Source organism: Arthrobacter sp. ISL-69 (assembly GCF_018613775.1).
Classification (GTDB): Bacteria; Actinomycetota; Actinomycetes; order Actinomycetales; family Micrococcaceae; genus Arthrobacter.
Window position 1 is genome coordinate 126,221 of sequence record NZ_JAGGPO010000018.1, and the last position, 24,651, is coordinate 150,871.

Annotated in this window: 26 protein-coding genes and 1 pseudogene; 8 read left to right on the forward strand and 19 right to left on the reverse strand. The window is 65.9% G+C overall.

The window, feature by feature from the left end; translation table 11 throughout:
• Together J7I79_RS24245 and J7I79_RS12800 are read right to left on the reverse strand one after the other, a co-directional pair.
• A pseudogene (locus J7I79_RS24245) lies at positions 1 to 612 on the reverse strand (ABC transporter substrate-binding protein); the annotation flags it as partial.
• Positions 609 to 1,661, reverse strand: coding sequence for an ABC transporter substrate-binding protein (locus tag J7I79_RS12800; RefSeq protein ID WP_214953695.1), 1,053 nt, complete (start codon positions 1,659 to 1,661; stop codon positions 609 to 611). The pseudogene J7I79_RS24245 and the gene J7I79_RS12800, both read right to left, overlap by 4 nt.
• Positions 1,662 to 1,974: 313 nt before the next feature.
• Between J7I79_RS12800 and J7I79_RS12805 the strand changes: the two genes are divergently transcribed.
• From J7I79_RS12805 to J7I79_RS12815, 3 genes are read left to right on the forward strand one after another with little or no spacing between them, the layout of a single operon-like run.
• Positions 1,975 to 2,841 carry a CoA ester lyase gene (locus J7I79_RS12805; RefSeq protein WP_214953697.1) on the forward strand — a complete coding sequence of 289 codons (867 nt, stop codon included), beginning with the start codon at positions 1,975 to 1,977 and terminating at the stop codon, positions 2,839 to 2,841.
• 26 nt (positions 2,842 to 2,867) lie between these two features.
• Entirely contained in the window at positions 2,868 to 3,830 is a 963-nt protein-coding gene (locus J7I79_RS12810; protein WP_214953699.1) for a DUF2797 domain-containing protein, read from the forward strand.
• Positions 3,831 to 3,853: 23 nt separating this feature from the next.
• On the forward strand, positions 3,854 to 4,078 hold the full coding sequence (locus J7I79_RS12815; protein ID WP_214953701.1) for a DUF3188 domain-containing protein: 225 nt from the start codon (positions 3,854 to 3,856) through the stop codon (positions 4,076 to 4,078).
• On the opposite strand, the gene J7I79_RS12820 is transcribed toward J7I79_RS12815, so the two are convergent.
• Positions 4,066 to 5,754: a SulP family inorganic anion transporter gene (locus J7I79_RS12820; RefSeq protein WP_214953703.1), complete on the reverse strand. Its 1,689-nt coding sequence runs from the start codon at positions 5,752 to 5,754 to the stop codon at positions 4,066 to 4,068. The genes J7I79_RS12815 and J7I79_RS12820 overlap by 13 nt on opposite strands.
• Positions 5,751 to 6,128, reverse strand: a complete 378-nt coding sequence (locus tag J7I79_RS12825; RefSeq protein ID WP_214953705.1) for a metalloregulator ArsR/SmtB family transcription factor — start codon at positions 6,126 to 6,128, stop codon at positions 5,751 to 5,753. Before J7I79_RS12825 ends, J7I79_RS12820 begins: the two co-directional genes overlap by 4 nt.
• A gap of 181 nt (positions 6,129 to 6,309) precedes the next feature.
• Here J7I79_RS12825 and J7I79_RS12830 point away from each other — a divergent pair, with 181 nt between their 5' ends.
• Genes J7I79_RS12830 through J7I79_RS12845 form a run of 4 tightly spaced genes read left to right on the forward strand, consistent with a single transcriptional unit; the run spans position 6,310 to position 9,650 of the window.
• Positions 6,310 to 6,795, forward strand: a complete 486-nt coding sequence (locus tag J7I79_RS12830) for a MaoC family dehydratase N-terminal domain-containing protein (RefSeq protein WP_214953707.1) — start codon at positions 6,310 to 6,312, stop codon at positions 6,793 to 6,795.
• Positions 6,796 to 6,798: 3 nt separating this feature from the next.
• Positions 6,799 to 7,251 (forward strand): MaoC family dehydratase, encoded by a 453-nt coding sequence (locus J7I79_RS12835; protein ID WP_251042756.1) that lies wholly within the window; start codon positions 6,799 to 6,801, stop codon positions 7,249 to 7,251.
• Complete coding sequence (locus J7I79_RS12840) at positions 7,244 to 8,545, forward strand: sugar MFS transporter (protein ID WP_251042757.1); 1,302 nt, start codon at positions 7,244 to 7,246, stop codon at positions 8,543 to 8,545. Before J7I79_RS12835 ends, J7I79_RS12840 begins: the two co-directional genes overlap by 8 nt.
• Before the next feature lie 37 nt (positions 8,546 to 8,582).
• On the forward strand, positions 8,583 to 9,650 hold the full coding sequence (locus J7I79_RS12845) for a UDP-N-acetylmuramate dehydrogenase (RefSeq protein ID WP_214953709.1): 1,068 nt from the start codon (positions 8,583 to 8,585) through the stop codon (positions 9,648 to 9,650).
• A gap of 11 nt (positions 9,651 to 9,661) precedes the next feature.
• On the opposite strand, the gene J7I79_RS12850 is transcribed toward J7I79_RS12845, so the two are convergent.
• Entirely contained in the window at positions 9,662 to 10,153 is a 492-nt protein-coding gene (locus tag J7I79_RS12850; protein WP_214953711.1) for a hypothetical protein, read from the reverse strand.
• 130 nt (positions 10,154 to 10,283) lie between these two features.
• Between J7I79_RS12850 and J7I79_RS12855 the strand changes: the two genes are divergently transcribed.
• Positions 10,284 to 11,393: a winged helix DNA-binding domain-containing protein gene (locus J7I79_RS12855; RefSeq protein WP_214953713.1), complete on the forward strand. Its 1,110-nt coding sequence runs from the start codon at positions 10,284 to 10,286 to the stop codon at positions 11,391 to 11,393.
• Here J7I79_RS12855 and asd read toward each other — a convergent pair.
• The 14 genes from asd to J7I79_RS12925 all read right to left on the reverse strand — a co-directional run bounded on the left by asd (position 11,390) and on the right by J7I79_RS12925 (position 24,413).
• Positions 11,390 to 12,532 carry an aspartate-semialdehyde dehydrogenase gene (asd, locus tag J7I79_RS12860; RefSeq protein WP_214953715.1) on the reverse strand — a complete coding sequence of 381 codons (1,143 nt, stop codon included), beginning with the start codon at positions 12,530 to 12,532 and terminating at the stop codon, positions 11,390 to 11,392. The two genes, J7I79_RS12855 and asd, sit on opposite strands and share 4 nt — an antisense overlap.
• Before the next feature lie 95 nt (positions 12,533 to 12,627).
• On the reverse strand, positions 12,628 to 13,035 hold the full coding sequence (locus tag J7I79_RS12865) for a hypothetical protein (RefSeq protein ID WP_214953717.1): 408 nt from the start codon (positions 13,033 to 13,035) through the stop codon (positions 12,628 to 12,630).
• A gap of 153 nt (positions 13,036 to 13,188) precedes the next feature.
• Positions 13,189 to 13,602: a hypothetical protein gene (locus J7I79_RS12870; protein WP_214953719.1), complete on the reverse strand. Its 414-nt coding sequence runs from the start codon at positions 13,600 to 13,602 to the stop codon at positions 13,189 to 13,191.
• Between the two features lie 2 nt (positions 13,603 to 13,604).
• Positions 13,605 to 14,246 (reverse strand): hypothetical protein, encoded by a 642-nt coding sequence (locus J7I79_RS12875; RefSeq protein ID WP_214953721.1) that lies wholly within the window; start codon positions 14,244 to 14,246, stop codon positions 13,605 to 13,607.
• 24 nt (positions 14,247 to 14,270) lie between these two features.
• The gene (locus J7I79_RS12880) at positions 14,271 to 15,230 is read right to left on the reverse strand and encodes a hypothetical protein (protein ID WP_311380571.1); all 960 of its coding nucleotides are present in this window, start codon (positions 15,228 to 15,230) and stop codon (positions 14,271 to 14,273) included.
• Between the two features lie 128 nt (positions 15,231 to 15,358).
• Positions 15,359 to 15,577, reverse strand: coding sequence for an NF038396 family protein (locus tag J7I79_RS12885; protein WP_104171996.1), 219 nt, complete (start codon positions 15,575 to 15,577; stop codon positions 15,359 to 15,361).
• A 4-nt stretch (positions 15,578 to 15,581) separates the two neighbouring features.
• Entirely contained in the window at positions 15,582 to 16,166 is a 585-nt protein-coding gene (locus J7I79_RS12890; protein WP_214953723.1) for a dihydrofolate reductase, read from the reverse strand.
• Positions 16,163 to 16,966, reverse strand: a complete 804-nt coding sequence (locus tag J7I79_RS12895) for a thymidylate synthase (RefSeq protein WP_214953725.1) — start codon at positions 16,964 to 16,966, stop codon at positions 16,163 to 16,165. Before J7I79_RS12895 ends, J7I79_RS12890 begins: the two co-directional genes overlap by 4 nt.
• Before the next feature lie 9 nt (positions 16,967 to 16,975).
• Positions 16,976 to 17,362 carry a GntR family transcriptional regulator gene (locus tag J7I79_RS12900; RefSeq protein ID WP_214953727.1) on the reverse strand — a complete coding sequence of 129 codons (387 nt, stop codon included), beginning with the start codon at positions 17,360 to 17,362 and terminating at the stop codon, positions 16,976 to 16,978.
• Positions 17,359 to 18,993 (reverse strand): hypothetical protein, encoded by a 1,635-nt coding sequence (locus J7I79_RS12905; RefSeq protein WP_251042758.1) that lies wholly within the window; start codon positions 18,991 to 18,993, stop codon positions 17,359 to 17,361. The genes J7I79_RS12900 and J7I79_RS12905 overlap by 4 nt, the downstream gene beginning before the upstream one ends.
• 108 nt (positions 18,994 to 19,101) lie before the next feature.
• Positions 19,102 to 20,106, reverse strand: a complete 1,005-nt coding sequence (locus J7I79_RS12910) for an NUDIX hydrolase (protein ID WP_251042759.1) — start codon at positions 20,104 to 20,106, stop codon at positions 19,102 to 19,104.
• 10 nt (positions 20,107 to 20,116) lie between these two features.
• Entirely contained in the window at positions 20,117 to 22,366 is a 2,250-nt protein-coding gene (locus J7I79_RS12915) for an RNA degradosome polyphosphate kinase (protein ID WP_214953729.1), read from the reverse strand.
• A gap of 103 nt (positions 22,367 to 22,469) precedes the next feature.
• Entirely contained in the window at positions 22,470 to 23,441 is a 972-nt protein-coding gene (gene mshD / locus J7I79_RS12920; protein WP_214953732.1) for a mycothiol synthase, read from the reverse strand.
• Between the two features lie 273 nt (positions 23,442 to 23,714).
• The gene (locus J7I79_RS12925; RefSeq protein ID WP_011692843.1) at positions 23,715 to 24,413 is read right to left on the reverse strand and encodes a response regulator transcription factor; all 699 of its coding nucleotides are present in this window, start codon (positions 24,411 to 24,413) and stop codon (positions 23,715 to 23,717) included.
• Positions 24,414 to 24,651: the final 238 nt, after the last annotated feature.

A 24,651-nucleotide genomic window follows, 5' to 3' on the forward strand; every position in this document is an offset into this window, starting at 1 on the left:
CTTGCGCAGTGCCTGCTCGGTTTCGTTCGGCGGCACCACCACCAGCTGCACCTGCTTGATCTCCTCCGGTGACAGTCCGCTGTTCTTCAGGAAGGTGGAGATGACGGCTTCGTGGTGGGCTCCCAGCGTGTTGACGGCCACCTTCTTGCCGATCAGGTCCCGGGCCGCGCTGATGGGGCTGCCTTCCAGCACGTAGTAGCCGGTGAAGGTTTTGTCGTCCTCGCCGTAATAGTTGATGACGGCCTGAACGGGTGCGCCTGCCTCGATCAGCTTGATCACGGCGCCGGTGAAGGCACCGCCGATGTCCGTCTGGCTGGTGGCGACTGACTGGATGCTCTGCGGGCCGCTGGTGGTGTTGCTGACCCATTCGAGCGTGATGTCCTCGAGCAAGCCCAGGTCCTGGGCGAGTTCGGGCAGGGACACGTTGTTGGGTGAGCCCTGGTACCGCACCGTCTTCACCTCGTCACCGGCGGGCTTGCCGGCTGTGCTGGCGCCGGCGGCAATCCCGCCGCAGCCCGTGGCCGTGAGGACAATGAACGATGCTGCTCCGAGGGCGGATGCCAACACGGCACGGCGGGGCAGGACGATCTTTCCCGGGGTCGCGGCGCTCATCCGGTCACCAGCTCGTTGAACTCGTTGGTGTAGAGCTTCTTCGGATCCAGTTCGCCTTGGACAATCCCGGTGTCCTTGAGCCACTTGCCCCAGCGGGTGAAGTCCTCATCGTTGATCTCGCCTTTGGCCGGAACACCCACGCTCTTCCAGTACTGCAGGGCAGCCGGGTTCTCGTTCCGCCCGCGTTCCTGCAGGATCTTGGTGAACCGGGCAATCACTTCCTCGCGCGGTGTGGTCCGCTCCCACTCGATGGCCTTGGCCACACCCGTGGTGAACGTCCGGGTGGTGTTGGGGTTCTTGGCGATGAAGTCCGTGCGCAGCACGTAGGGGCCGCCGGCGAAGGTGCCGAACAGTTCGGCGTCGCTGAACACCGAGCGCAGTCCGCCGCTGGCGATTGCCTTGTCCTGCAGGACGCCGCCCAGCGAACCGGCGTCCACCTGGCCGCGGCGGATGGCTTCCTCGGTGTCGTTGGGCGGCACCACCACCAGCTGGACCTGCTTGATTTCCTCGGCGCTCAGGCCGTTCTTCTGCAGGTAGGTGTTGATGACGGCGTCGGAGTGCGCACCCAGCGTGTTCACGGCGATCTTCTTGCCGATGAAGTCCCGGCCGGTGCGGATGGGGCTGTCTTCCTTGACGTAGAAGCCGTTGAACGTCTTCTCGTCCTCGCCGTAGTAGTTGATGACGGCTTTCACCGGGGCGCCGGCTTCAACGAGTTTCACCACCGCTCCGGCGAAGGCACCGCCGAAGTCGGTCTGGCCGGTGGCTGCTGACTGGATGTCCTGCGGGCCGCTGATGGTATTGCCCATCCAGTTGAGCTTGACGTCGCCGAGGTAGCCGAGGTCCTGGGCCAGCTCGGGAAGAGTGACGGAGTTAGCCCAGCCCTGGTAGCGCAGCTCCTTCACCTCGGTGGCGCCGGAGGCGCCTCCGGAGGAACTACCGCCGGCTGTGTTCGCGACTGAGCTTGCGCCTGCGGCGCCCCCGCCGCACGACACCGTCATCGCGATGACGACGGCGGCCGCGGCACTCATGATGGTCAGGTGTCGTTTCATTCGGGGTTCCTTTGTGAAGCATTGGGGAGAGGTTGTGGAGTTATGCAGCGGGGTTGTTTGCCTGCCACTTGAACGATGTAAGCGCACCTTTCCGGCCAATAAAAGCGTTGCTGTCACGCCGGGAACCCGCGGAAATGCGCGGAAACAGGAGGAAACGGCGGGTCACAAGACGCCCCGTTTCGCCCGTAACGGCCTGTGAAGGAGTTTGACGCGCAGGCAACCGCGGATTTTGGTCGTAATGTTCGCGGTATTGTTCGCCCGGCGGGCGGCTGTTACTTAGCGTTTGTGCGTACCGGGCGGATACGGTAGATGCATGACCTCTACCTCCGCCACCGTCGAGACTGTACGGCCCGAACGAAACATCCCCGCCGAAATTGCCCGTTCGTGGCTTTTGGTCAACGCAATGAAGCCTGAGCTTTTTGACGTCTCGGCCGTGTCGCGCGCGGACTCGATCATCTTGGACATCGAAGATGCCGTGGACCCCTCGCAGAAGGACACTGCCCGCGAGCACGTGGTCAACTGGCTGACTGCCGGCGGCCAGGCCTGGGTACGGATCAACGACGCCACCAGCCCTTTCTGGGCCGCAGACCTCGCCGGCCTGCGCGGCACCCCCGGACTGCTAGGCGTCATGCTGGCCAAGACCGAGTCCGCGGACCAGGTCACAGAGAGCTACCACCGCATGGACGGCAAGACCCCCGTGATTGCGCTGGTCGAATCGGCCGTCGGCATCGAGGAAGCCAACAACATCGCCAAGGCCCAGGGCGCGTTCCGCCTGGCCTTCGGCTCCGGTGACTTCCGCCGCGACACAGGCATGGCCGCCACGGCCGAGGCCATGGCCTACCCGCGGGCCAAGCTGGTTGTCGCCAGCCGCGTGGGCAACCTCCCGGGCCCCATCGACGGCCCCACCGTGGGCACCAACCACCCGATCCTGCGTGAGCAGACCGGCATCACCGTGATGATGGGCATGACCGGCAAGCTGTGCCTGGCCATCGACCAGACCAACGTCATCAACGAGGTCATCAGCCCCACGCCGTCCGACGTCGCGTGGGCCACGGACTTCATGGCCGACTTCGAAGCCAACGGCCGCGTCATCCGCGATGGCTCCGACCTGCCCCGCCTGGGCCGTGCCGAAAAGATCATGAAGCTCGCCGTAGCATTTGGCGTGCAGCCGGCGCTCTAGCGTCCCCAGCAATCCAAGGAGGCCCCGTGACCGATACCCGCTATCTGGTCCACGGGGTCTTTTGGGATGGGGCGCCACCCGGTTCCGCGGAGGACCGTCAGTCCGGGAGGAACGACGGCGGGACTCCGGTCATGCGGCTCCAGGACCCGGCCGGCGGCTTCAGGGAGCTGACGCTCGACGCCGGCAGCCGGCTGGGCTACCGGGTGGCCGCCGAGGGTAAGTTCTGCCTGGGGCATCACAGGGTGCACGGTCCGGCCGACCGGGACCATGTGGTCTGCCCGGCCAAAGCGCCGGCAGTCAGGGGCAGCCAGTGCGAGCGCTGCTTCGTGGTGGATGATTCCCGGCTTATCCACGACTTTCACCGCGGCGGTGGCGTTCCTCCGGGCCTGCGCGCGTACCTGATGCAGCAGCACTGGCTGTACGTGGCCACGTTCGCCAACGGGGCCAGCAAGGTGGGTACGGCCTCGAACCTGCGGAAATGGAACCGGCTGGCCGAGCAGGGCGCCGTGGTGGCCCGGTATGTGGCGCGCGCGGACGACGGCAAGGTTGTCCGCATTCTCGAAGACATGCTCACCCGTGACGGTGGGCTCCCGCAGCAGGTCCGGTCGGCGGCCAAAGCTGCGGCCCTGGTGGCGCCGGCCCCCGCCGTCGAACTGGACGCCCTGAACGGGCGGCTGGCAGCAGAGGCCCGCTCACTGCTGACGTGCTCCGGCATTGAAGGCTTTGACGTGGTGGACGAGAGATGGATGCGGCCAGGCCTCGCGGACGGGGCGTGCACGCCGGCGGCCCGGCATTCCTACCCGCATGACCTCAGCCACGGCGCGCACGGATTCCGGATTGACGCGGTGAGCGGGAGCATCGCGGTTGCCGCCCTGGATGGCGCGGAGCTGGAGTTCGTGGTGAACCTCAGCCAGCTCAAGGCACGCGCCGTGGAACTCGGGGACCACTACCGATCAGAGGTTCCGGCGGTGCAGGAGTCCTTGTTCTGAACGGCGGCCCGTAGAATGGCACGGTGCTGAACGAATTCTGGGCCACCGCATCCGCCGCCTACAAGGTGCTCGTTTTCAGCGCCATGGGCCTGATTGCCGCAGGCATCATCCTCAACCTGGTGGGCAACACCTCGAACAACCAGGGCCTCGCCGTGGCCTCGCTGCCGGTGATCGGGCTGGGCCTGGTCCTGCATGTGGTGGGGATCGTGGTGCGCGGCCAGCAGATCCGCAAGACCTACAAGAGGTAGCCGGCGTTTCGGCGGACGTGGCTGCGCGCATGGTCCACGGCCGCCGGCAAGTCCGTGAACAGATGCTTGTGGTGGCGAAGGGACCGGATCACGCCGACGTTGGTCACGAGGGCCATATGTTCCGGCTGGACCCCCTTGACCAGTACGGTGATGCCCCGAAGCTCGAGGGCTGAGATGACCTCCACCAGGGCGTGCGCCCCGGTGGCGTCCAGCATCTGCACCTGGGACAGCCTGATGATGGCCACCTGGATGTCCTTCACCTGGCTGATTTCCTGCAGGATCCGCTCAGCTGCGCCAAAGAACATGGCGCCGCCAAGGGTGAAGACGGCAATGTGCTCGTCCCCTTCCACCGGTGCCCCGGCAATGTCCTCGCGGCGGACGCCACTCAGCGACGCGAACTTTCGCAGCGTCAGCAGGGCGGCAGCGGCCAGGCCGATCTCGATGGCGACGATCAGGTCGAACGCCACGGTGATGAGTGCCGTGAGGAGGAAGACTGCCGCATCGGCCCTGGTGGAGCGAAGAATGGCGGTGACGGTGCGCTGTGAAACCATCCGTGTTGCGGTCACCATAAGGATTCCGCCCAGCACGGCCAGCGGGATCCGGCTTACCAGCCCGGCGGCAAGGTAGATGATGGCCAACAGCACCAGGGCGTGCACGATCGCGGAGAGGCGGGTTTTGGCGCCGGAGCGGACGTTGACGGCGGTCCGGGCAATGGCACCCGTTGCCGGCATGCCGCCGAAGAGGCCCGCTGCCATGGAGGCCAGCCCCTGGCCGGTGAGCTCGCGGTCCGGCGTGTAGGGGCCGCTGAGCCTGCCGTCCGGTCCAACCAGTCCTGCGCCCACCCGTGCGGACAGTAGCGACTCGATGGCGGCCAGCATCGCGATTGCCACTGCGGGCATCACCAGGCCACCCAGCGCGGCAGGATCAAGCGACGGCACCCGGGGCACCGGCAGGGAATGGGGCATGGCCCCGATCCTTGGGATGTCCAGCTGCAGCAGCTCCGCTGCGACGGTGACCAGCAGTACTGCGATCAGGCTTCCGGGCAGCGACTTGTGAAGCCTGGGCGCTATCAGCATGATGGCCGCGACCCCCGCCACCACGGCCAGGGTCTGGGCAACTGTGGGAAGGGTGGCAGCCGATGCGCTCTCGATGGCGGCGAGGAGGATGTTGTGGCCGGGGATGCCTTCGGTGCCCATGGCCGAAGGAACCTGCTGGAGGAAGATAATGGTGGCGATCCCCAGGGTGAAGCCTTCCACCACGGGCCAGGGAATAAACGCCACAGCACGCCCGAGCCCGCTGATGCCCAGGGCACAAACCATCAGGCCCGCCATGAGGGAAACCAGGGCGATACTGCCGGCCCCATGCGTCGCCACCACCGGGGCGAGCACCACCACCATGGCACCGGTGGGGCCGGACACCTGGACGTTGGATCCGCCCATAACCGCGGCCACGAGGCCGGCCACCACGGCCGTGATCAGGCCGGCCTCGGCTCCCACGCCGGAGCTGACCCCGAATGCCAGGGCCAGCGGGAGCGCCACGATACCCACGGTGATGCCGGCCAGCAGGTCCGTCTTCCACGAGGAGCTGAGACCGTCATAATCCCTGCGGGAGGGAAGGTACCTCGCCAGTGCGGAGCGCAGCCTCGTCTTGGGGGAGGCCGCCGGAACGGCGCTCACAACGCGGTACCCGGGAGGTGCGCATTCGGCAGTTCCTGGGCCAGCCGGAGCTGCTCATTCGAATCAGCCAGATTGTCCAGCAGGAAGGTCCGTGCAATGGCTAGCAGTTCGGCAATCTTGGGGTGTGCCAGGCGGTACGTGACGGCATTCGCCGTCCGCACCGACGTGACAACCTTGTGCCGGCGCAGGGTTGCCAGGTGCTGGGACAGATGTGAGGCCTCGAGCCCCGTTTCGGCCAGCAGATAGCTGACCGGGGCCGTGGTGTCCGGCGCTGCCGCCAGCAGTTCCAGGATCCGGATACGCGCCGGGTGCGCGAGTGCCCTGAAGAGGTTGGCCTTGATTTCGTACAAAGGAGCCTGTGCTGCGGAAAGCATTGGGACCTGCTGTCGCTGGTTCATGCCGGAGGATACCCGTGAGGGTCACCCTGAATTGATGGAATGATGAAACCATCATACCGCTGGCTTGGGAATGATGCCAGACCCTCTGCGCGTAACAGGCCGTGAGCCCGCCCACCTCTTCGGTGTCCGGCGGCGGCGGAACGATAGGCTTGAGGCCATGACTATCAATCCGGATCTGCAGGGCCGTAGCTACCCTGCCGCAGAGGTGTATGACGTCGGCCGCGAGAAAATCCGCGAGTTCGCCAGGGCCGTCAAGGCAACCCACCCCGCGCACTTTGACCTGGACGCGGCCAAGGCCCTTGGCCACAGCGACCTCGTGGCGCCGCCCACCTTCGCCATCATCATTGCCCAGCGCGCAGACGCCCAGCTGATCGAGGATCCGGAGTCCGGCATTGACTTCTCCCGCGTGGTCCACGCGGACCAGCGCTTTGTCCACCACCGCCCCATCTTCGCCGGGGACCGGCTGGTGGCCGAGCTGCACGTGGACGGTGTCCGTGCCATGGGCGGCGGCGCCATGATCACCACCCGCTCGGAAATCTTCGCCGTCAGCGGTGAAGCTTCAGCTGACGGCACGCCGGATCCCTCCCGGGAGGCCGTCGCCACCGCCACCTCATCCATCCTGGTCCGCGGAGAGGGACAGTAACCCATGAGCACTGCATCCATCGCCCCCGTCTTCTCTGAACTCGCGGTCGGCCAGGACCTCGGCAGCTGCAGCATCACCGTCAGCCGCCAGGACCTGGTGAAGTACGCCGGTGCGTCCGGCGACTTCAACCCGATCCACTGGAATGAAGCTTTCGCCACCGGTGTGGGCCTGCCCGGCGTCATTGCCCACGGTATGTTCACCATGGGCGCGGCAGTCCAGCTCGTCACCGACTGGGCCGGCGACCCGGCCGCCGTCGTCGATTTCCAGACACGCTTCACCAAACCGGTACTCGTCACGGACACCACCGGCACAGAGGAGCCGGGGGCCGTCATCGAGGTCAGCGGCGCCATTGGCGCGCTCGACGCCGACGCCGGCACCGCGCGCGTGGACCTCACCGTGGTCTTCGCCGGCCAGAAGGTCCTGATGAAGGCACAGGCAGTCGTCAGGCTTGCGTAACAGAAAGGCTGCCTTGGCCAGGGAAGCCTTCGTTCCGGCTGCCGAAATCACCCACTGGCGCAACGCCGTGGTGGTGGCCTACGGGGCCAGCGGACTCGCGTTTTCCACCTGGGTGTCCCGGTTGCCGGCCATCCGCGATGGCCTGGACCTGACTCCCGGCACCATCGGCCTTCTCCTGCTCTGCATGACTGCCGGTTCGTTTGTTTCAGTGTCCGCCTCGGGGCTGATCGTCCTCCGGCTGGGCTCCAAGCGGACCATCCGGATCGGCAGCATCATGGTGGGCTTCGGGCTGGTGCTGGCAGGCTTCGGCACGTCCGTGCTCGCCAGCCCGGTGGCGGTTGCCGCGGGACTGGTGATCATCGGGCTGGGCACCGCCAGCTGGAACACCGCGTCCAATGTCGAAGGCGCCGCGGTGGAACGCGCCGTCCGACGGCACATCATGCCCCGGCTGCACGGCTCCTTCAGCCTCGGAACGGTAGCCGGCGCCGGGCTGGGTGCCTGGGCCGCCGGGGCCGGCGTTCCCGTGGTCTGGCATCTTGCTGCCGGCGGCCTCGTCGTGGCCGTCTCAGTGGCAACGGCAGCCTCCTGGTTCCGGGCGGACATCACGCCGGTTCAAGGGGAGCGCCCGTTCAGGGCGTCCGGGACGGACACGTTCGAGGATCCCTCCACCGGGCCCATCCCGATCGTCCGCCAGACGGACGCGGTCCCGGAGCAGCCGCTGGACAACAAACGCCAGATTGCCCAGGCCTGGCGCGACAAGCGCACGCTGCTGCTGGGTGTGCTGGTCCTTGGCCTCGCCCTCGCCGAGGGGGCGGCCGGCGACTGGGTGGCCCTGGCCCTTGCCGACGGCCATGGCCAGAGCGACGCTGCCGGCGCGGCGGGCTACGGGCTGTTCGTTACCTTCATGACCATCGGCCGCTTTACCGGCACATTGGTCCTGGACCGTTTTGGCAGGGTGCCCGTGATGCGCTGGTGCGCCGCACTGGCCGTCGCCGGCCTGGGTTTGTTCGTGTTCGCCCCCGTGCCGTGGATGGCGTTCGTGGCGCTGGCAATCTGGGGCCTCGGGGCGTCGCTGGGCTTCCCGGTCGGCATGTCCGCGGCGGCCGATGATCCGGTCAAGGCCGCGGCCCGCGTCTCAGTGGTGTCCACCATCGGCTACGGCGCGTTTCTCTGCGGGCCGCCGCTGCTGGGGCTGCTGGCCGAACACGTGGGCATCCTCCACTCGCTGCTCGCCGTGATGGTGATGCTGGTGCTCAGTTTCCTGCTGTCCCCGGTGGCCCGGAAACTTCCCTGAATCCCGGTGCCGTCCCAATGACCGCTAGGCTGGACAGGTGACCCAGACTTTGCTTTCCGACCTGACCACTGCCGCCGTCGGCGGTCCCGCCGGCAACTACATCGAAGCACGCACGGAGCCGGAAATCATCGACGCCGTCCGCTCTGCGGACGCCGCCGGCGAACAGTTGCTGATCATCGCAGGCGGGTCGAACCTGTTGATTTCCGACGACGGGTACCCCGGCACCGTGCTCAGGATTGCCTCCGAGGGGTTCACCGTCAACGCGGAGGATTCCTGTGGCGGAGTTGCTGTGGTGGTCCAGGCGGGGCACAACTGGGATGCCCTGGTGGAGCACGCGGTGCGCCATGCATGGTCGGGAATCGAAGCCCTGTCCGGCATTCCCGGGTCCACCGGTGCCACGCCCGTCCAGAACGTGGGTGCCTACGGCGCCGACGTCTCCCAGACCATTGCCGCGGTCCGGACCTGGGACCGGGAACAGAACGCCGTCCGCACCTTCACGAGTTCCGAGCTGAAGTTCGGGTACCGGGACTCGATCCTCAAGCAGACCACCGTCCAGGGGTCCCCGCGCTACGTGGTGCTGACCGTCGAGTTCCAGCTGCCGCTGGGCAGGATGAGTGCTCCGATCCGGTATGCCGAGCTCGCGAAATCCCTGGGCGTTGAGCCCGGCAAGAGGGCATACTCCAACGATGTGCGCCGGGAGGTCCTGCGGCTCAGGGCCTCCAAGGGCATGGTCCTGGACCCGGCAGACCGCGACACCTATTCCACCGGTTCCTTCTTCACCAATCCCATCGTCCCGGCAGACGCGGCGGGGGCGCTGCCCGAAGGTGCTCCCCGCTACCCGGCCGGAGCGGACGGCCTGGTGAAGCTGTCCGCAGCCTGGCTGATTGACCATGCCGGGTTCGGGAAGGGCTTCGCGCTGGAGGCCGGCAGCGTCTCCGGCGGCCGCGCATCCCTGTCCACCAAGCACACCCTGGCCATCACCAACAGGGGCTCCGCCAGCGCGGCGGACATGGTCGCCGTGGCGCGCGAGGTGCGCCGCGGCGTCGTCGAACGCTTTGGCATCGAACTGCTCCCCGAACCCTTGCTGATCGGCGTCGAGCTCTAAGGAACAGCCACTCAGTTCCCGCTATGGCGCGGGGCTACCTTGCTGAACAGCATGAACGTGAACCCGGACGCCGCTGCGCCCAGCAGGAAGACCTCGCAGAATGCCACGGACTGCGCGCTGGGGCCGTTGCGGAGGACCAGCCCTGCACCGGCGAACACCCCTGCGCCCGCCAGCAAAGCGAAGGCGGCCAGCAGGAAACTCCTGATGGTTGGCGGCATCTCGCCGGCCTGCTCATGGGCCACGGCGCCGCGCTCCTGTTCACCGGCGCGCCAGCCGCGGTGCTGCGGCTGCAGCAGGGAGGCTGCGATGAAACTGATGACCGCCGCTCCCATGCTGATCGTAGAGACCAGCTGCAGGGCCTGGACGGTAGGGGAGAGGCTGGTTCCGCCGGCAATCGCGATGGACAGCCCGGCAGCCATGCCGGCGGCGCTCGTGACCCAGCCCAGCAGGGCGAGTGCCCGGCACAGGGGCCGCAGGTGCGGCCAGAGGTCTCCGATAGTCATGGATCCAGCGTAGGGACCTCTGCTGTAAACGGGCTGGGAGGAGGCGGGGTACTGCCCGTGCCCCGCCGCCGGCCGGGAGATTCCGGAAAAGCGGACGTGGATTGTCCGCGGCTGGACCTACGATGGGGGCATGGGAGCAGGCACGCGGATCAGGGTCACCCGGCATGTCATCGGAAGGCTGCGCCTCGCCGCGCAGGGGCTGCTGGCGCCGGACTTCGACTCCGTGCCCGAGGCCGTGCGCTGGATGACGGCCTTGCAGGCGCAGGACATGCAGGCCGCGCTGTGGGCGGTCGGCCTGAGGGTGCGTAACTCCGGCGTCGACACTGTCCGCTCGGCGCTGGATGAAGGGACGGTTGTCCGCTCATGGCCGATGCGCGGGACGCTTCACCTGCTTGCTCCGGAGGACCTGCGCTGGATCCTGGACATCACGGCCGACCGCCTGCTCCGGGGCATGGGCACCCGCCACCGGGAGCTCGAGATTGATGCCCGCGACATGGACGCTGCCCGTGAGGCGGCATTGGAACTGGTCTCGGGCGGCGGATCGGCCACGCGCCAACAGCTCTTTGAGGCTTTCGAAGCAGCGGGCCAGTCTACGGTTGGCCAGCGCGGCATCCACCTGCTGGGGATCCTGTGCCAGCGCGCCTTGTTGGTGCAGGGACCCCTCGTCGGGAACCAGCAGCTGATCAAGGCGTTCGACGAGTGGATCCCGAAATCCCGGGAACTGGGCCGCGCCGAGGGCATCGCTGAACTGCTGCTGCGGTACATGTTCAGTCACGGCCCGGCCACGGAACGTGACTTCGCCTGGTGGTCGAACACCCCGGTGACGGAAGTCCGCAGCGGCCTGGCCCTGGTGAAGGACCAGCTCGTTGAGCTGGAGTTCGAAGGGACCAGCTACTGGATGTCGCCGGCCACCGCGGCGCTGCTCGACGACGGCGTCCCCGGCCAGCGCTCCCTGCTCGCGCTGCCCGGGTTCGATGAGTTCCTGCTGGGCTACACGGACCGGTCGCTAGTGCTGCCGGCGGAGCATTCCCAGAAGGTTGTTCCCGGCGGCAATGGGGTGTTCAAGAAGACCATTGTCTCCGGCGGCGAAGTGATCGGCACCTGGGCGCGGTCAGGCACCGGCCGGACTGCCGCCGTCGTGCCTGAACCGTTCGACACGGTTAACGGACTGCGGCCTGCAGCCCAAAAGTCATTTGAGCTGCAGGCCGCAAGGTACCTGAAATTTGTCGGCAGTCCCTAAAGGGTGCCGGTGGCGATGTTGAGCATGCGGCGCAGCGGCTCTGCGGCGCCCCACAGGAGCTGGTCGCCCACGGTGAAGGCGCTGATGTACTCCGGGCCCATTTCCAGCTTGCGGATACGGCCCACGGGGATGTCCAGCGTGCCGGATGCAGCCACCGGGGTGAGGCCCGCCATGGAGTCCTCCTTGGTGTTCGGCACCACCTTGGCCCACTCGTTGTCCGCGGCCAGAAGCTTCTCGATCTCGGCCACGGAGAGGTCCTCGCGGAGCTTGAGCGTCAGTGCCTGCGAGTGCGAGCGCATGGCGCCGATGCGGATGCACAGGCCGTCCATCACGATGTGGTTCTCGCCGGAGGTGCCGAGGATCTTGTTGGTCTCGACGCCCGCCTTCCACTCTTCCTTGGACTGGCCGTTGCCCAGGTCCGCGTCGATCCAGGGGATCAGCGAGCCGGCCAGCGGGACGCCGAACTGCGTCGCGTCGATGTCGGTGCGCTGGTGCGCCAGGACCTTGCGGTCGATTTCCAGGATGGCCGACGCAGGGTCGTCCAGTTCCGAGCTGACCTCGGCGTTCAGCGTGCCGAACTGGCTGAGCAGCTCGCGCATGTGGCGGGCGCCGCCGCCGGAGGCAGCCTGGTAGGTCATGGACGTGCCCCACTCGACGAGGCCGTTCTTGAACAGGCCGCCGAGGCCCATCAGCATGCAGGACACGGTGCAGTTGCCGCCGATAAAGTCCTTGGTGCCGTTGACGAGGCCCTTGTCGATGACGTCCCGGTTGATGGGGTCGAGCACGATGATCGAGTCATCGTTCATGCGCAGGGTGGAGGCGGCGTCGATCCAGAGGCCGTCCCAGCCGCGGCTGCGCAGCTCGCCGTGGACCTGCTTGGTGTAGTCGCCGCCCTGGGCGGTGACGATAATCGGCAGCTTAGCCAGCGTGTCGACGTCGAACGCGTCCTCGAGCTTGCCGGCCGCGCCAGCGGCAGCACCGGCAACAGTCGGGGCGGCACCTCCGGCGTTGGACGTGGAGAAGAACACTGGGTTGATGTTGGCGAAGTCGCCTTCGTCCTGCATGCGCTGCATCAGGACGGAGCCGACCATGCCGCGCCATCCGACCAGGCCGACGGAGGGGGTAGCTGCTGTAGTCATTCGTCCAGTTTAGACTTCGGAACCGGCGCGGCGCAGTCGGTTACGTCACGCAGGCAATGCACGACGACGGCCCTCCCCGAAGCGGCTGGGCGGACTCAGTCCCTCACAGAGTTGCGCCTGGTGGGCAACTCGATGGTTTTGCCGTTCTGCCTGCGGAGGCGCGCTGCCTTGCGCTCATTGACGTAGTAGGCCCAGGTTGTGGGAACAATCCAGAGGCCGAAGGCAGCAGCGAACACAAGCTGGCCCCAATTGGGCTCCTCCGTGCCATCGGTAAGCACCTTGACCATGAGCACGGCTACCACGGTCACGATCAGCGTAATCAGGATGCTGAGGAAGAGCAGGCCGCCCGCCGAGTTGATGGGTTTGACGGCGCTGCCGACGTCGCCTTTGTAAACTCCGTACTCCTCGACGGTAAGACCTTGGCGTGCTGCCTCGGCCTCCACCTGTCGGGCGTAGTAGCCCTTCCTCCGACCCCGTTGGGGCTGTTCTAACGGCTGGCTCATGTCGTGCCTTCGCTCCGGGGCTGCAGGATCCATCCCAGCAGCCCGCTCGTGCCACGCTCGCATCTCGTCGTCGCGATGGCCATTTGCTGCATCATCTCGCATGGATTTAGTCCTGTTTGGATATGGCGGATCCGTCTGGACGCCCACTGAACGCTAGGAAACGTACCCGCTGCCGGGTTTGGGTGTGCCGCGCTCCTTGCGGAGCTGGGTTGCCCGGTACTCGTCCCTGGCAAGGCCGAAGGTGTACCAGCTGCCCAGCCCCGCTAATGCCATGAGGAACAGCGCGCCCCAGAACGGTTGCTCACCCTTGCCCAACGGCAGCAGGAGTATCACCCAGGAGGCGATGAACAACAGCCCCAGCACGGCAGTTACGATCCCCATGCCCCACCAGGTCCTGACCTGTACCTGGCCGCGGCCGGGCGAGAATCCGATTTCATCTCCGGGATAGCTGTGGAGCTCACCGGTGTCGGTCCTGCGGAGCACGCGCTTCTCGCCCCGGGCGAGGGCTTCCTTGTGCTCGGCATACACTGCGTCGTTGCGCCGCTCGCGCTCACGGTCAAATACCACGGTCAGTCCTGTCGGATGGAGCGGATACGGGCAAGGAGGGCAGCGTCATCCAGCCCGGTGCTTTCGGAGATGTCCTTCTGGGCGGGGCTGGACGTCCCAACGGTCCAGGACCCTTGCCCTTGCTTTACATAAAGGGTCTGGCCGGTAGGCTCCTCACGGCGGCGGAGCGTCGCCCCGCCCTTGGGGTTGATGCGCAGGTGTTCCTTGATGACCAAAAGATTCGCCTCGGCAGGGGAGAGGCCGGGGCGCTGGGCCATGGCCCACCAGGTGAGGTAGGCGCGGGGTTGGAAAAGCAGGTGGATGTCCTGGCTTTCAATGCCGATGACGCTGTCGCCGCCCTCGGCTGTGAGCAGGGAGATTTCCATGCGGCGCGTGGCGGTGGAAAGGGCGGCGGCCACGGCAGCGGTTGGGCCCGCCACGGAAAGTTCCCCATCAGCTTCCGCCGTTGCCAAACCACGTGCCACCAAAGACGAGGCGCCTGCGCTCACCACTTCGGTGTTGCCCAAGTACTCGGCAACCCGCAAGGCTTCGGCGCTCAACACCGCCGCATCGCCGCGGCGCATGCTCGCAAGCGTGGCGATCTCGGCGAACCCAAAGCCAATGGCGTCCGGGTAGGCGTCTCTCTCCGATGTGGTTTCAGTCATAATTCAATGCCTCTCGTTATGTGCTCAGAATCCGAAGAAGTCGCCGACCTTGTCAGCTGCATCGCCGGCACCTTCCCAGGCTGCCTTAGCGCCGTCAGCTATTGACCCGCCAATGGCGTTGACTGTTTCCTTGACTACCGGGACATTGTCGTAGATGGCCAAAGCACCGGAAGCGACCATAGCCACTGTCCCCACTGGTGGCGGTGCGAAGCTCGCCACGCCAAGTCCAGCCTTGATTCCCGAATAAACTGCGCCGCCAACTTCGCCGTTGCTGATGTGGTTGACCGTGTCCAGCGCATCGAGTCCCACCCCCAGCCCCCCGAGCAGCTTGCCGCCCATGTCAAAGAATTTGGCGGCCTTCCCACTATCGGCGAGGTTTAAGGCAGTGTCCCACTTGCCGTCGAAAAGCTCAGAGGATGTGTTGAAGTACTGGCTGAGCGGATTTGTGTCCTGAAATGCCTTGGCCACGTCACGGAAGTCCTTGGAGAAGAACTCGGCGAAGGAGTCCGCCTTCTTGATGAAGTGCGGGAGGTCGAAGAGACCGGCCCGAATATTTGGGAAGGCCTTGACCAGGTTGTATGTGTCCCAGCCTCCGCGGAAGGGGGAGTCATCACTGTCAGCGAGCCAGTCCGGACCCAGCTGGAACGGTTTCTTATCGTCACCGGCATCGCCGCTCGAACCGGCGCCACCCGGGGTCGGCCCGTCGCCGCCGCCAGTGCTGGCCTGCTCCTGCTGCTCGGCCTGGGTCAGCAGCTTCTTCGACTCCTGCTTGAGCGCCAACGCTGTTCTCTGAATGAGGGCACGGTGGCTGCTGTTCCAGTCGGCGCGGAACGTGACCGCGTCCTGACCCTTCCACGCGGGGTTGTTGTTGATCTGATTGCTCAGCTGTGTTGACTGCTGAAGCAGGCTGTCGGATGTTTTGCCGAACTGCTGCGCGAGAGTCCGCAGCTGGGCAACATCCGCGCCCCACAAGTTTCCTGCCACAAGGCATCCCCCCAAAAAGTTCTGAGCAGCGGATATTCGTCAGGCTGCTCGCATAACTCTAGTAGCTGGACAGCACTGCCGCGATGGGCTGGTCTCCCCATCGCAAAGGCAACCCGCTGCCTTAGCCGTTACTCGGCGTCGTGCTGCTCCAGCACCGCCGCTTTGCGGAGGCGCAGTGCGTAGACCGCCCCGAACGCGAACGCCTGGGTGACCACCACCAGCACGATGGCGCCGGCGATCTTATTGCCGCCCAGGATCATGGTCAGCCCCACGATCGCGGAGAGCAGAGCCAGCAGCGGGAGCAGCATGTAGCCCAGGACAAAGAGTGTTTCCGGCTTCTTCAGCATGCTCCTAGCCCTCTGTCCGGCGCCACATGGTGAACCGGTATCGCGTTCCGCTGGTGGAGGTCAGCCAGCCGGTGGCCGGTTCGCTCGCGGCCAGCTTCCACTCGAAGCCGAGATCGGGCGCATAGGTGTCGCCGTCCGTCTCGGAATCAATGAACGTCACTACCGCGACGTTGGCGATGTCCAGGGTCTGCGCAAAGATTTCTCCGCCGCCCAGCACCCACACTGTTTCGTGGCCGGGAGCGAACTGCGACTCCAGCAGGGCGTCGTCGAGCGACTTCACCGCGAGGGCGCCCTCCGCCTCGGCGGTGTCGCCCCAGCCTTCCTGCCGTGTCACCACAATGTTGGTGCGCCCCGGCAGGGGACGGTACTTGTCCGGGAAGGACAGCCAGGTCTTGCGGCCCATGATCACCGGGTGCCCGTTGGTGAGCCGGGTGAAATGCTTCATGTCCTCGGGCAGGTGCCACGGCATGTCGCCGTCCTTGCCGATCACGCCTGCCGTGGTCTGGGCCCAGACAAGCCCCACTCCGGTGGTGTCGTCGGCAATTTTTTCAGTGAAGGCCAGGGGATTCATGGCGTTGTCGGTGCTCATACTGCGATCGGCGCCTTAATCGTAGGGTGGTGCTGGTAGCCGACGACTTCGAAGTCATCCAGCGTGTAGTCGAAAATCGTGTCCGGCTTGCGCAGGATCTTCAGCTGCGGGTACTCGTACGGCTCCCGCTTCAGCTGCTTGAGCACCTGGTCCATGTGGTTGTCGTAGATGTGCACGTCCCCGCCGGTCCAGACGAACTCACCCGGTTCCAGGCCCACCTGCTGCGCCAGCATGCATGTCAGCAGCGCATAGGAGGCGATGTTGAACGGGACGCCCAGGAACGTGTCCGCGGAACGCTGGTAAAGCTGGCAGGACAGCTTGCCGTCCGCAGCGTAGAACTGGAAGAAGGCGTGGCACGGGGGCAGGGCCATGTCCTGGAGCTCGGCGACATTCCACGCGGAGACGATGTGCCGGCGCGAGTCCGGGTTGGACTTCAGGTTCTCCACTAGTTCGGCGATCTGGTCGATGTGGCCGCCGTCGGGGGTCGGCCAGCTGCGCCACTGGACACCGTAAACGGGGCCGAGTTCGCCGTCGGCATCTGCCCATTCGTTCCAGATGGTGACGCCCTGGTCCTGCATCCACTTCACGTTGGTCTCGCCGCGCAGGAACCACAGCAGCTCGACGGCCACGGACTTGAAATGCACCCGCTTAGTGGTGACCAGAGGGAAGCTTTGGCTCAGGTCAAAGCGCATCTGCCGTCCAAACACGCTCAGCGTGCCGGTGCCGGTGCGGTCTGATTTGTGCGTGCCGTTGGCAAGGACGTCGCGCAGGAGGTCTTCATAGGGCGTTGGAATGCTCACCGTCCCAGTCTACTGATGGCCGAGCCGCACGCGCAGAATGCCCTGGAGCGTGCCGTCATCAAGTCCCGCCGCGCGGCCTTGCGTGATGTAACGGTCGACGGCGGCCACGACGTCCGCGTTGATGGCGCCACCGGGCGGTAGACCGTCGTCGGGCATTCCGACGACGACGGTGCCGTTCCGCCGCCGCGTTTGGATCAGGCCGGTCTGCTCGAGTTCCTTGTAGGCCCGTGCCACTGTGCCCGCCGCGATGCCCAGGTCCGCGGCAAGGCTGCGCACGGTGGGCAACCGGGTTCCGGCAGCCAGCGAGCCCACCGCAATCAGCGAAGAGATCTGCGTGCGGATCTGCTCATACGGCGGCACTGCAGATCCGAGGTCCACGGAAATGCCCGCCGTCATGTGATGGCTTCCCTGTCGGACAGGGGAGCGGACCGGAAGCCGGATCCCGCGAGGACACGCACCGGCAAGAGGGCCGTCACCATCGCCGCACCGGCCAGGATGGCACCGGCGAGGGAGGCGGGCCACCAGGGGATGGTCGGCATAAACGCCACGCCGAACACAGTTGCCCACGCTTGGCTGTTCATGAGCAAAACAATGGCTGCCTGCGCCATGAACATGGCCGACAGTGTCCGGACTATCCGGTATACGGTGATTGCCCGCAGGGCGGCGTCGAGGCCCGGGGGAGCGTCCCGGATTCCGTACCGGCGTCGCGTCGCGAGGAAAGCCGGGAGCGCCAGGATCACCGCGACTGCGCTGAGGACTGCGGGAGGCAGCCACCCTGCGTCGTGGCCAATGAGCGAGTTTCCGGCCGCTGACACAACGAGCGTTGTCACGAAGACGAGCAGCGCCAGGATCGCGGTGGTAGACAATGCTGGCGACACCGGCTGCCGAGGCCAGGCGCGGGGCTGGTCAGCGTTGGCGTAGTTGCGCTGCAGGAGGAGCTGACCCGCGGCGAGAACCAAAAGGACCAGCGCGGCCACCAAGGCCACGAAACCGGGCGGCCCGTAGCCAGCTGGCGCGGCCATGATCGCGGGCACGAGGAAGACTCCGACGAGGAGGGGAAGGGCCGCGGCGACACCGAGGGCGGCGCCGACCGAGGAAACCAGCCGGGCTGCGGGGTGCGACCCTCCGGCCGGCGCAGTGAGTTTCGCCTGGGAGCCTGTCGGCCCGGCCAGTTTCGGCGGCGCCCAGACCAACATGGCCAGCAGGACAGCCATCCCCCCAAGACCTGCGAAGTTGGTCCACGACGTGCTGCCGACGGCGGGGTCCGGCCGGGCCGCGAAGTTACCGGCGGTGACTGCCAGGCCCGACGCCACGGTTGCCACCGTGCGCAGGAGCCGGTTCATGGCAATCGTCCGGAGCAATGAGTTGTCGTGATCCGTCAGCGGCTCGAGCTGCCTGCGGTGGGAGATCAGCAGCAGCACCACCCATGTGCCCGCAGCCAGGACAACCAGCGCCGCTCCAAGCCAGGTGGCCAGGTCGATGCCGGCGATTCTCCCGTCGCCGCCGATGGTCCGGAATCCTTCCGGCTGGACTGACCCGTAGGGCATCGGTACATACGCTGGAAGCGTGCCCGTCCAGGCAATGAAAAGTGCCGCACCCGTGAAGATGGCCAGGGTTGTCCACGCCAGCGGCTGCGGAAGGAAATCGCGGATCTTCCGCACATGGAGGCTTGCCTTGCGGTGGAGGCGTTTGGGCCGCGGATAGCTGACCTGGCCGATGGCATGGATCCCGAGGACGCCAACGATAGGCCAGGCCAGTACCGGCATGACTGTCTCGGGTGTCACCAGGATAGGTCCGATGACAGGGCTGTTAATTCTGCCGGCCGGGATGATGCCGATATTCATGGCACCCTGCAGTGAACTGGCCATCCAGCCGATGACCCCGACCCACAGCGCGTGCTGGGAGACAGTTTCGGGTGAGGCGCCCGTCCTGGGTTCCCATACCACCCACCTCAGGATGAGATAGACAACGACGGCGGCGGCCAGCGGTCCCAGCAGCATCGGCGGCAATTCGAATTGGACCGGCATAATCCCCCCCAGATTTTGCATCAATGTACTGAGTATTTGATACAAAGACCTGGGGGTCAAACCGACCCATTACTTGGCGTGCCGGGCGGGCGGGCGCCGGCACGGCCGCTAATCGTCGAAGGGCCTGAACTGTTCCACTGCGACGATTTTGTGGTTGCTGCCGCGGGCCACGTGGCACACGATGATCTCACCCGGAGCCAGGTAGGGGTCGGAGGACGGCAGGAGCGCCCGCAGCCGGCCGTTCATGTGCTCCCCGAGCTGCTTGATGACCGTAGGCAGTGCGGGCCGGTGGGTGCACAGGGCAATGGCGCGCTGTTTGTCGAAGAGTGACTCGACGACGGCAGCGGTCTTCTTGGGGCTGCGGGCGTGGCGGTGCTCCGTCAGGGCATCGTGAAGTTTCACCTTGGCCTCGGCAGACTTGGCGTACGGGGCAATCGTGGCCACGCAGCGCTGCCACGGGCTCGAGTGCACGCGCATCGGCTTCCACACATGCAGCAGCCGGCGGACGGCCTGTGCCTGGCGCAAACCGGTGGCCGCGAGCGGTCGGTCGCCTTCCGCCTTGGTCCAGGAAGAACGTGGCTTGGCCTTGGCATGGCGGACCACCAGCAGCGGCCAGGTATCCAGTTCCTTGCGGTCGTGGGCTGCCACCAGCCGCTCGAGCGGCGCCACATCACCGGGGTTGCTCAGCAGGGCGGCCGCCTTTTCCGGCGAACACCACATCACGCTGTCCACCTCCTTGCCGTCCGGACGAAGCACAGCACCGTCCACATCCACGGCCCAGTAGTGCACCACCTTCAGGCCGGCAGACACATGGTAGTGAATGGGCGGAAGGGGAATGCCCAGGGTGGCCTTGAGCCCGATCTCCTCTTCGATCTCGCGGACGGCGCACTCAGGGATGGTCTCGCCGGCGTCGATCTTGCCCTTGGGCCACGACCAGTCGTCATAGCTTGGACGGTGGATCAGCAGGACTTCCAGCTTGTCCTTGTTGACGCGCCACGGCAAAGCGCCCGCCGCAACCACGGCAATGGGTTCGCCGGGATGGTCGGTCTGGTCGGCAACGAGCGAATCGTTTGCCGTGTCGTTGCTGACGGCACCTGTCTCGTCACTCTTCAAGGCCAGGGTCCTACCGCCTTACGGTCGGGCGCTGGCGGGAGCGCGATGCGAGCAGCCATGACTGGACGTCGTCCAGGAGCCGGCCGTCGTCGCCGAGGTGGTGCCTGGTCCATTCGCCTTGGCTGTCCAGGTACCAGCTGGCGGTCTCCGGGTCCATGTAGCGGCGGAGCATGTCCAGCACATAGGCCGTGTCGTCGCCGCTGGTGAGCTGGACGAGGGCTTCCACGCGCCGGTCCAGGTTGCGGTGCATCATGTCGGCGGAACCGATGTAGACCACGGGATCGCCGCCGTTGGCGAACGCGAAGACCCTCGAGTGCTCCAGGAACCGTCCCAGCACGGAGCGCACCGTGATGTTTTCGCTGAGGCCCGGGATGCCCGGGCGCAGGGAACAGATGCCGCGGACGATCACGTCAACGTTCACGCCGGCTTGCGAGGCGCGGTAGAGCGAGTCGATGATCGCCTCGTCCACCATGGAGTTGACCTTGATCTGCACCCTGGCGGCGATGCCGGCCTTGGCGTTGCGGATTTCCTTCTCGATGCGGTCGATAAGTCCGGAACGCACCGACCGGGGCGCCACAAGGAGCCGCTTGAAGGTGGATTTCGGCGCGTAGCCGGAGAGCTGGTTGAAGAGTTTGGAAAGGTCCTCGCCCACCTGTTCGTTGGCGGTCAGCAGACCGAGGTCCTCGTAGTAGCGCGCCGTGCGCGGGTGGTAGTTGCCGGTGCCGATGTGGCAGTAGCGCCGCAGGCCGTCCACTTCCTGGCGGACCACGAGGGACAGCTTGCAGTGGGTTTTAAGGCCCACGATGCCGTACACAACGTGCACGCCGGCCTGTTCCAGTTTCCGGGCCCAGGAAATGTTGGCCTGTTCGTCGAACCGGGCCTTGATCTCCACCAGGGCCAGCACCTGCTTGCCTGCCTCCGCGGCGTCGATGAGGGCGTCGACGATGGGGGAGTCGCCGGAGGTGCGGTACAGGGTCTGCTTGATGGCCTGCACCTTCGGGTCCGCCGCGGCCTGTTCCAGGAAAGCCTGGACGGAGGTGGAGAAGGAATCGTAAGGGTGGTGCAGGAGGATGTCCCGCCGACGCATGGCGGCAAACACGTTCGCCGCCTTGGACGTTTCCGATTCATTCAGGTACCGCGAGGTGTGCGGCACATGCTTGGGGTAGTGCAGGTCCGCGCGGTCGATCCCGGCAATGACGGACAAACCGCGGAGGTCCAGCGGGGCAGGAACGGAGTAGACCTCGGACTCCTCCACGCCCAGTTCGCGGATCAGCAGGGCCCGGATGTTCGGGTTGATGTCGTTGGTGACCTCGAGGCGCACGGGCGGGCCGAACCGGCGGCGCAGCAGTTCCTTCTCGAGCGCCTGCAGCAGGTTCTCGGCGTCGTCCTCTTCGACCTCGACGTCCTCGTTACGGGTGACGCGGAAGGTGTGGTGCTCCAGGACCTCCATGCCGGCGAACAGCTGGTCCAGATGGACTGCGATGACCTCTTCCAAAGCGATGAACCGGGCCACCCGGCCGGGCACGGATCCGGCACGCGGGCCGTCGATGGAGATGAGGCGGGGCAACTGGTCCGGAACCTTGACGCGGGCGAACAGCTCCTTGTCGCTGACCGGGTTGCGCACCACCACGGCCAGGTTCAGGGACAGCCCCGAGATGTAGGGGAACGGGTGTGCGGGGTCCACCGCGAGGGGCGTCAGGATGGGGAAGACCTTCTCCGCGAACATGGCGCTGAGCTGGTCCTTGGCCTGGTCATCCAGTTCGTCCCAGTGCATGAGGTGGATGTGCTCGTAGGCGAGGGCGGGCCGGATCTGCTCGGCGTAGACCTGCGCGTGGCGCTGCTGGAGCCGGTGGGCGGCTTCGCCGATCTGGTCCAGAACCTGCATGGGGCTCAGGCCGGCCGGGGACGGTACAGCCAGTCCTGTGGCGATGCGGCGCTTCAGGCCGGCAACACGGACCATGAAGAACTCGTCCAGGTTGGAGGCAAAGATGGAGAGGAAACTGACCCGTTCCAGGAGATAGAGGTTCGGGTCCTCGGCAAGTTCCAGCACACGCGAATTGAAGGCCAGCCAGCTGAGCTCACGGTCCAGGAACCGGTCCGGGCTGATGTCGCCTTCCGGCTCAAGGTTGGGGGCGAACTCGGGGATGTCGATCCGGTCCTGCGTGGCACGGGAGGCCGGCACCTCGGAGGACCCGAAGCGGGCGCGCGCTGGCCGCACCTTAGCTCCAGACGTGGCTGTCCCGGCTGATTCCGGTTGCATGGTCTCTCCTTTTGCTGGCGCGGTTTACCTTCAACCTTACAAGCATTCGATTCGGGGGATATGTAGATTTCCTGAACCGTCCCGCATGCGTCAGCCGATTGGATTAACCGGCGTTTAAGGGTCCATACATAACGTCCGCATCCCATCGCGTGAAGCCGAGCCTGCGGTAGAGCGAAACGGCGGGAGCGTTGTCGGCATCCGTGTACAGCATGACCGCGTGGAGGCCCTTGTCCTGGAGGTATTTGATGCCTGCCACAGTGAGGGCTTTGCCGAGTCCCAGGCCCTGGGCCTCGGGGGCCACACCCACCACGTACACCTCGCCCATCGCAGGGTGGCTGCCGTGACGTGGGTGCACCTTGGTCCAGTGGAACCCGAGGATCCCCCCGGACGGGTCGACGGCCAGGAGGAAGCCGGCCGGATCGAACCAGTCCTCGGCCATCCGGGCCGAGAGGTCCTGCCGTGTCATGTTGCCCTGCTCGGGGTGGTGGGAGAAGGCGGCCTTGTTGGCTGCAAGCCAGGCCTCTTCATCCTGGCCGGGCACGAAGGCGCGCAGGGTGACGCTGTCCGGGAGGGCGGCGTCGGGGAGTTCCGCGTCGGACGCGGTGAGCCGCATCTTCCACAGTTCCCGGATAGGGCCGTACCCGTACTTGGCTGCGAGGTCTGCCGCGGCCTCGTGGTTCCCGTGGGACCAAGCCTTGAGCCCTTCGAATCCCCGGGATGCCTTGAGTGTGGCCACCAGCCTGTCTGCCACCCCCTGGTTGCGGTAACTCGGGTGCACTGCCACCTCAAGCACGCCGGTGCCGTCCGCTTCCTCAACCACCACCGCAAATCCGGCAAGGTCCTGGGCGGTGGCAGGGTCCGAATCCTCATCCGGCGCGTAGAGAGCCAAAGTCAGGAGCGAATGGCTGCCTGACTCGCCGGCGCGGAGCGTCACAAAGGTCTGTTCGGACAGCGGAGGGTTGCCGTCCGACTCTTCGGCGGCTGCAGCGAGGGCGGTGAAATCCCTCAGCAGCTCCTCATCCACTTCGCCTTTGATGACGAGCACGGGCCAGTTTTCGGGATGCGCAGGACTCATGGAGTAAAGGCTATACGGCCCGTCTGGCTGGCAGAGGGATTGGGCGCCGATTTGATGCCGCGGGATCCGGCACGTATAGTCGTTACCTGTTCCGGCTTCCTGAAGCGGGAATTGAGGGGGATCCACCACTGGGGTGGCCTCGATACGTTCGACCCGTATGTCCTCCACCGCCGGCCTAAAAGCCCAACGAGAAGCCCCGGACCAGTGGTCCGGGGCTTCTTCGTTTCCCTGCATTGTTTGGGGCCGATACCCGGCCTGCAGTCGTGCGGGGCTCTATGCCTCCGTCAGCTCTTCCTCGGGCTGGCGCACCAGGGTCAGGCGGTAGCCGACGTTGCGGACCGTGCTGATCAGGTTTTCGTGGTCTGCGCCCAGCTTGGCCCGCAGTCGCCTGACGTGGACGTCCACTGTGCGGGTGCCTCCGTAGTAGTCGTAGCCCCACACCTCGGTGAGCAGCTGCTGGCGGGTGAAAACCCGGCCCGGGTGCTGCGCCAGGTACTTCAGGAGTTCGAATTCCTTGAAGGTCAGGTTCAGGGGAGCACCGTTGACCCGGGCCGTGTAGCTGGCTTCGTCGATGACGACGCCGGCGGCGCGGATTTCGGTGGGAAGGTCCTCTTTCTCGGGCACGGCACGTGCGACAGAGAGCCGGATCCTGGCTTCGACTTCAGCCGGACCTGCTGAGTCCAGCAGGATGTCATCGACGGCCCAGGCCGAGGAGACGGCCGCCATGCCGCCTTCGGTGAGGATCAGCATCAGGGGCGCGCTGAGCCCGGTGGCCTTGAGCAACTGGGTCAGGGACCGTGCTCCCACCAGATCCTTGCGGGCGTCCAGGAGCACAACGTCGCAGGGGTCAGTTTCCAGCAGCGCTGTTGGCTCGGCCGGCAGGATATGTACCCGGTGGTTCAGGAGTTCCAAGGCAGGCAGAATGTCCACCGAGGATCCGGTGCTGTTCGTCAGTAGCAGGATGTGCGACATTGTTCCTCCAAGGGGCTGTCCGCGCATCATTGGGCGTCTGAACCGGGCTTTCACCGGCCGGTACTGGCTGCCCGCGTCGGTAGTGGCCAGCCGGAATCCGGCCGGGTCCGCGTCCTCCGAAGGAAGCGTAGCTGAGCTTTGAGTATACCTAATTGACCCTTAACGGACACTGATCCGGCCGCTTTCAGTTCACGTTTTGCGACATAAGCAGGTCATATAGGGCAGGATTGGACCCAGC

Excerpts from the sequence above, each read along its gene's own strand:
- J7I79_RS12850 (WP_214953711.1), bottom strand. The coding sequence starts at position 10,153 with ATGACTATCGGAGACCTCTGGCCGCACCTGCGGCCCCTGTGCCGGGCA.
- J7I79_RS12800 (WP_214953695.1), bottom strand. The coding sequence starts at position 1,661 with ATGAAACGACACCTGACCATCATGAGTGCCGCGGCCGCCGTCGTCATC.
- J7I79_RS12885 (WP_104171996.1), bottom strand. The coding sequence starts at position 15,577 with ATGCTGAAGAAGCCGGAAACACTCTTTGTCCTGGGCTACATGCTGCTC.
- J7I79_RS12890 (WP_214953723.1), bottom strand. The coding sequence starts at position 16,166 with ATGAGCACCGACAACGCCATGAATCCCCTGGCCTTCACTGAAAAAATT.
- J7I79_RS12875 (WP_214953721.1), bottom strand. The coding sequence starts at position 14,246 with ATGACTGAAACCACATCGGAGAGAGACGCCTACCCGGACGCCATTGGC.
- J7I79_RS12915 (WP_214953729.1), bottom strand. The coding sequence starts at position 22,366 with ATGCAACCGGAATCAGCCGGGACAGCCACGTCTGGAGCTAAGGTGCGG.
- J7I79_RS12830 (WP_214953707.1), top strand. The coding sequence starts at position 6,310 with ATGACTATCAATCCGGATCTGCAGGGCCGTAGCTACCCTGCCGCAGAG.
- J7I79_RS12865 (WP_214953717.1), bottom strand. The coding sequence starts at position 13,035 with ATGAGCCAGCCGTTAGAACAGCCCCAACGGGGTCGGAGGAAGGGCTAC.
- J7I79_RS12855 (WP_214953713.1), top strand. The coding sequence starts at position 10,284 with ATGGGAGCAGGCACGCGGATCAGGGTCACCCGGCATGTCATCGGAAGG.
- J7I79_RS12905 (WP_251042758.1), bottom strand. The coding sequence starts at position 18,993 with ATGCCGGTCCAATTCGAATTGCCGCCGATGCTGCTGGGACCGCTGGCC.
- mshD (WP_214953732.1), bottom strand. The coding sequence starts at position 23,441 with ATGAGTCCTGCGCATCCCGAAAACTGGCCCGTGCTCGTCATCAAAGGC.
- J7I79_RS12805 (WP_214953697.1), top strand. The coding sequence starts at position 1,975 with ATGACCTCTACCTCCGCCACCGTCGAGACTGTACGGCCCGAACGAAAC.
- J7I79_RS12900 (WP_214953727.1), bottom strand. The coding sequence starts at position 17,362 with ATGACGGCGGGCATTTCCGTGGACCTCGGATCTGCAGTGCCGCCGTAT.
- asd (WP_214953715.1), bottom strand. The coding sequence starts at position 12,532 with ATGACTACAGCAGCTACCCCCTCCGTCGGCCTGGTCGGATGGCGCGGC.
- J7I79_RS12835 (WP_251042756.1), top strand. The coding sequence starts at position 6,799 with ATGAGCACTGCATCCATCGCCCCCGTCTTCTCTGAACTCGCGGTCGGC.
- J7I79_RS12825 (WP_214953705.1), bottom strand. The coding sequence starts at position 6,128 with ATGCTTTCCGCAGCACAGGCTCCTTTGTACGAAATCAAGGCCAACCTC.
- J7I79_RS12925 (WP_011692843.1), bottom strand. The coding sequence starts at position 24,413 with ATGTCGCACATCCTGCTACTGACGAACAGCACCGGATCCTCGGTGGAC.